The following is a 4,854-nucleotide window of genomic DNA, read 5'->3' as shown; positions in this document are numbered from 1 at the left end:
TCCTGGTTGCACGTTCTGCAAGAACGGTTAGCCATACCTGCAAATAATTCTCAAACGCAAGATGCTGATTACAATTCCCGACATACTGGATGCAGCCGCACTGGGCGATGTGCGCGACCTGCTGGCGAAGACGGGCTGGGCCGATGGGCGCAAGACGGCCGGTGCTGAGGCGGCCAAGGTCAAGCGCAATGAGCAGGCCGATCTCAAGTCGCGCACCGGCACCGCGCTCCATACCCGGCTGAAGGACGCCATTACGAAGAACGCCGTCTTCCAGGCCGCGGCCCAGCCGGCCCGTCTCTCCCGCCTGCTCGTCAGCCGGAGTGGCGCGGGGCAGGGCTATGGCACGCATGTCGACAATGCGCTGATGGGTGCAGGCGCGAGCCGTATCCGCACCGATCTCTCCTTCACGCTCTTTCTGAATGATCCGAAGGATTATGAGGGCGGAGAGCTGACCATAGACTGGGCTGGAATGGTCCATTCGATGAAGCTCGAGGCCGGGTCCCTGCTGATCTATCCATCGACCAGCCTTCACCGGGTGGAAGAGGTCACCTCCGGCCAGCGCATTGTCTGCGTCGGCTGGGTCCAAAGCCAGGTGCGCACCAGCGAGCAGCGCGACATCCTTTTTGACCTCGCCAATCTCAAGGCGTCCATGCGAAGCTCCCTCCCGGAGGAGGCGCCGGAGCATCTCGCGCTTTCAAAGATCGTCGCGAATCTTCGCCGCCTATGGGCAGAAAGCTGAGGGTTCAGGCGGCGGCGCGCGCGCCGATTGTCGTGCGGTGGAGCAGTCGGTCGTGGCCCTGATAGCCGCCGGTTGCCATGTGCAGGCAGGAGCGGTTGTCCCACATCAGCAGCATGTTCGACTGCCATGTGTGGCGGTACTGGAATTCGGCCCGCGTCTGCCAGCGATAGAGTTCGGTCAGCAGGGCAAAGCCTTCCTCCTCGTCCATTCCGTCAATGCCGATAATGTATCCCGCGCAGCCGAACAGGCCTTCCTCGCCGGTCTCGGGATGCTTGCGGATGATCGGGTGGAGCTGCGTTGCCATGGCGTCATCAGAAGAGCGGATGTCCATGCTGCGGCCCTTATCCTTTGCGCCGTAGAGGCCGGCCTTGCCATAGCCATTGCGGGCCGAGTGGATCGCCAGTTTGCCTTCCAGCTGACTGCGCAAATCATCCGGCATCTCGTCCAGCGACTTGTGCTGATTGGTGAACAGCGTGTCGCCTCCGACCGGCGGGATGGTGATGCCATAGAGGCAGGTGCCGGCGGGCGGGGTCTTCTGGAAGCTCCAGTCGGAATGCCATGTTTCTGCGAAGATGGGGCCGGTCTCGTCGGCGGCGCGTTTAACCGCGATGATGTGCTCGCGACCCTCGATAGGCGCGATGTACGGATCGTCTCCGAACGGGCCGAAATATTGCGTGAAGCGTTCCAGGTCATCGTCGCTGAGGCTCTGATCGGGAAAGGCGAGGACATGATGGGTCAGCCAGGCCCGCCGGATCTCCGCGACGGTTTCCTCGCTGAGCGGCTGGTTCAGGTTCAGGCCGGTGACAGATGCGCCGCAGGCCTGACCGCTTGGTTTTATAGTCAGTGTCATGGTGCGTTTCCTCCAGTTGCGATCTTATCACGAGGCGCAGCGTGGGCTAGGGATTTGCCATGAGCGATCTCTTCTCTGCATCCGGTATGGCGGATGAGGCGCCGCGGCCTCTGGCGGATCGGCTGCGTCCGGCGCAGCTGTCGGAGGTGGTCGGGCAGGACCATTTGCTCGGGCCGGGTGGCGCGCTCGGGCGGATGCTGAAGACGGGGCGGCTTGGCTCGATCATCTTCTGGGGCCCGCCGGGTGTCGGCAAGACGACGATTGCGCGGTTGTTGGCGCAGGAGACCGATCTCGAATTCGAGGCGATCAGCGCGGTCTTCTCCGGTGTGAAAGATTTGCGTGCGGCGTTCGACCGGGCCGAGAACCGGCGCGGCATGGGCAAAGGCACGCTGCTATTCGTCGACGAGATCCACCGCTTCAACCGTGCCCAGCAGGATGGTTTCCTTCCCTTTGTCGAGGCGGGTGTGGTCACGCTGGTCGGCGCGACGACGGAAAATCCCAGCTTCGAGATCAATGGCGCTCTCCTGTCTCGCTGCGCGGTCCTGACGCTGAAACGTCTGACGCCAGAAGCGCTGGAGGAGTTGCTTGGCCGCGCTGAAGAGCTGGAAGGCCGCAAACTTCCCCTCGAAAAGCGCGCCCGCGAAGCGCTGGTCGACATGGCCGATGGCGATGGCCGATATATGCTGAACCTTGCCGAGCAGGCCTTCACGCTCGCCGATGACGGCACGGAGCTCACCGCCGAGCAGCTGTCCACCGCGCTCCAGAAACGCGCGCCCGCTTATGACAAGGATAGGGAAGAACATTACAACCTCATATCCGCGCTGCATAAATCGGTACGCGGATCGGACCCGGATGCGGCGCTCTACTGGTTCGCCCGGATGGTCACCGGGGGCGAGGATCCGCTCTATCTCGCCCGGCGGCTGGTGCGCATGGCGTCCGAGGATATTGGCCTCGCCGATCCGACCGCCCTCATGATCGCCAATGAGGCGGCCCGTACCTATGAGCGGCTCGGCAGCCCGGAAGGCGAACTTGCGCTCGCCCATGCCGTGGTCCACATGGCGACCGCGCCAAAGTCCAACGCGGTGTATGTCGCGTGGAAAGCGGCGCAGCGCTCTGCGAAGGACACCGGCTCTCTCATGCCGCCAAAACATATCCTCAATGCGCCGACCGCCTTCATGAAAGGTGAGGGCTACGGCAAGGATTATAGCTATGATCACAATGCCGAGGATGGATTTTCCGGCCAGAACTATTTCCCGGACGGGATGGCGCGCGAGCAATTCTATGACCCCAAAGGCGAAGGCCGCGAAGGTCCGATTGCCGAGCGGCTGAAGCGCTGGGCGGAGTTGCGGAAGAAGAAGGCAGGCGGCTGAGCACGGCGCGCGCCTACCAATCTGTCGACGAACTCAGGACGGGGCCAAACCGTGCTACCGGCAAATGGCAGCAGGCCCACGCCTAGCGCGTAATGCGCAGCTTGTTGAGATCTGATCCGATCGAGCCAAACGCATCGTCGAGCGCGTCTGCGGACGGGGCATACCAGTACTTGCCTTTGTCGGTCGCGCAGTTCTGGAATATCGCTCGTGTGGCGCTGTCTGCCGACTTTGAAAAGACAACAGTGTACACAACAATGTCGAGCGCCTTTGCTTCATCGCATAGGGTTCCCACACGATCGTCGATCTTGTTTGCAACATTGCCCTTATTGCTCGATCCGAACAGGGCGTTCATCTGCGCCTCGCCCAGACGGCCATAGCCGGTCATGTCTGATTTTTCCTTGCCGGACTTAACCCGGCTGCCCTGATTGCCAGCATTGTATATGCTGTTGTCGCCATCCGTCATGATGACGATTGCGCGCCGCCAGCGTGGCGAATCCCAGATAGTGTCCCCTGTCTTGGAGTCCACGATCTTGTCAGACTCGTCGAATGGCACTCCAGGTGTCAGCGTCCGGATGCCCCATGCCAGCCCTATATCTGTAAGCGTGCCGCCGCGGTTCCACGCCGTCATGTCACTTAGAGCCTTGTCGATATCTTTCTTCGCGCCTGTCAAAGGAAGAATTGGCGTCGGGCATCCCACATTGGGTCCGGTGAAGGAGTTGGAGTTTTTGTCGCCGCCAGGATCGACGGTGTTCGGTTTGATTTGACCCCGATTATAGCCGGAGTCGTACACTTCAAACTGGTTGTCATTGTAGATCGGCCACAACATAGGTGCCCACATCTTGCCTGGGCCAGGGGGAGTGTCGGCAATAGAGTTAGACCCCCAACGCTCGAAGACGCAGCCTTTCCATTGTGTCTTGTCGCTGGGATCGTAGACGAACTGCTGCAGGAAAGCAGGAGGAACACCCGTGCGATGTTGGGGATCATCCAGCCTGAAGCTGGGGTCGAGCGGGCTTACAATATTTGGTGCGATATCTCCTGGATTGACCATAGCCGCATAAGGAACAACGGCGACGCGGACTTCCTCCTCAGCGTTCTCGCTCTGAAACAGGGATGTTGTCAGACTGACAGATGCCGCCCGCAAGGCTTCAATGCGTGACGTGCCATCAAGCGACCCCCACATCGATCCGGTATTGTCGAGGACAAGCGACACCATGAGGCCACCCCCCGCCCGCTTGACGTCCGTCTCGGCAGAAATTGTGACTTCGTCGTCCGCCACGATCTGGATGAAGTATGTGTTCATCTTGATGCTGCCGGTCACGAAGACTTTTTCTTTGGTGCTCTTTACGGTCACCGACTCGACGGTCACACCCGGCATGCCGAAGTTGCGATCGACATAGCGCTGGGCCATATCGTTGAGTTCTTGGCTCGTTCCATAGGTTGTGCCGACTGCCAGAGCAGCGGTATCGAGGGCCCCCTGGAAATTGTACCGCGCCAGGTACATGCGCGACCCGTCCACTGCGAGGCCGACACAAGCAAACAGAGGGATGACCATCAGCGCGAAATTCATCGCAATCGAGCCGCGACGCGAAGCGCGCCACCGCAGCAGTGGATTGCGAAGCTTGATCCATCTCATCATGGCTTTGCCGTATAGCTGTCCCAGGTCACGTTCGGGTCGAGTATCTTGCCTTGAAAGGAGATGGCCCGCGTGGTTCTGGGTTTGAAGAAAAGTGCACCGTGCTGCGAAAGGCTGTCGCCGCCCGCCAGGACAGAAATTTTCGAAGTGTAACGTAGCGTCGCGCCGACCCGGATTACGCTCTCACCCGGTTCGGCTAGCAAACGCGCCTCTTCGAGGTCGACCGGTTCGGGCTTACTGCCTCTTGAGCGTTGCCATAGAA

The 4,854-nt window shown here is 60.6% G+C and carries 5 protein-coding genes; 2 read left to right on the top strand and 3 right to left on the bottom strand.

Translation table 11 applies throughout. The features are described from left to right. Nucleotides 1–61 precede the first annotated feature (61 nt). Nucleotides 62–739 carry a Fe2+-dependent dioxygenase gene (locus WA989_RS15535; protein ID WP_424341389.1) on the top strand — a complete coding sequence of 226 codons (678 nt, stop codon included), beginning with the start codon at nt 62–64 and terminating at the stop codon, nt 737–739. 4 nt (nt 740–743) lie between these two features. On the opposite strand, the gene WA989_RS15530 is transcribed toward WA989_RS15535, so the two are convergent. Then, complete coding sequence (locus WA989_RS15530; protein WP_424341388.1) at nt 744–1,589, bottom strand: TauD/TfdA dioxygenase family protein; 846 nt, start codon at nt 1,587–1,589, stop codon at nt 744–746. Nucleotides 1,590–1,648: 59 nt separating this feature from the next. Here WA989_RS15530 and WA989_RS15525 point away from each other — a divergent pair, with 59 nt between their 5' ends. Then, on the top strand, nt 1,649–2,959 hold the full coding sequence (locus WA989_RS15525; RefSeq protein ID WP_424341387.1) for a replication-associated recombination protein A: 1,311 nt from the start codon (nt 1,649–1,651) through the stop codon (nt 2,957–2,959). 82 nt (nt 2,960–3,041) lie between these two features. On the opposite strand, the gene WA989_RS15520 is transcribed toward WA989_RS15525, so the two are convergent. Both WA989_RS15520 and WA989_RS15515 read right to left on the bottom strand, forming a co-directional pair. Further along, nucleotides 3,042–4,592, bottom strand: coding sequence for a pilus assembly protein TadG-related protein (locus WA989_RS15520; protein ID WP_424341386.1), 1,551 nt, complete (start codon nt 4,590–4,592; stop codon nt 3,042–3,044). Further along, nucleotides 4,592–4,854, bottom strand: a 263-nt coding sequence (locus WA989_RS15515; protein WP_424341385.1) for a hypothetical protein, incomplete at its 5' end; no start/stop codon positions are given. The genes WA989_RS15515 and WA989_RS15520, both read right to left, overlap by 1 nt.

The sequence above is a fragment of the Henriciella sp. genome (assembly GCF_049649345.1).
Classification (GTDB): Bacteria; Pseudomonadota; Alphaproteobacteria; order Caulobacterales; family Hyphomonadaceae; genus Henriciella.
The sequence above is the reverse complement of the archived record's forward strand: the minus strand, read 5'-3'. Positions and strand labels throughout refer to the sequence as shown.

Excerpts from the sequence above, each read along its gene's own strand:
- WA989_RS15525 (WP_424341387.1), top strand. The coding sequence starts at position 1,649 with ATGAGCGATCTCTTCTCTGCATCCGGTATGGCGGATGAGGCGCCGCGG.
- WA989_RS15530 (WP_424341388.1), bottom strand. The coding sequence starts at position 1,589 with ATGACACTGACTATAAAACCAAGCGGTCAGGCCTGCGGCGCATCTGTC.
- WA989_RS15520 (WP_424341386.1), bottom strand. The coding sequence starts at position 4,592 with ATGAGATGGATCAAGCTTCGCAATCCACTGCTGCGGTGGCGCGCTTCG.
- WA989_RS15535 (WP_424341389.1), top strand. The coding sequence starts at position 62 with ATGCTGATTACAATTCCCGACATACTGGATGCAGCCGCACTGGGCGAT.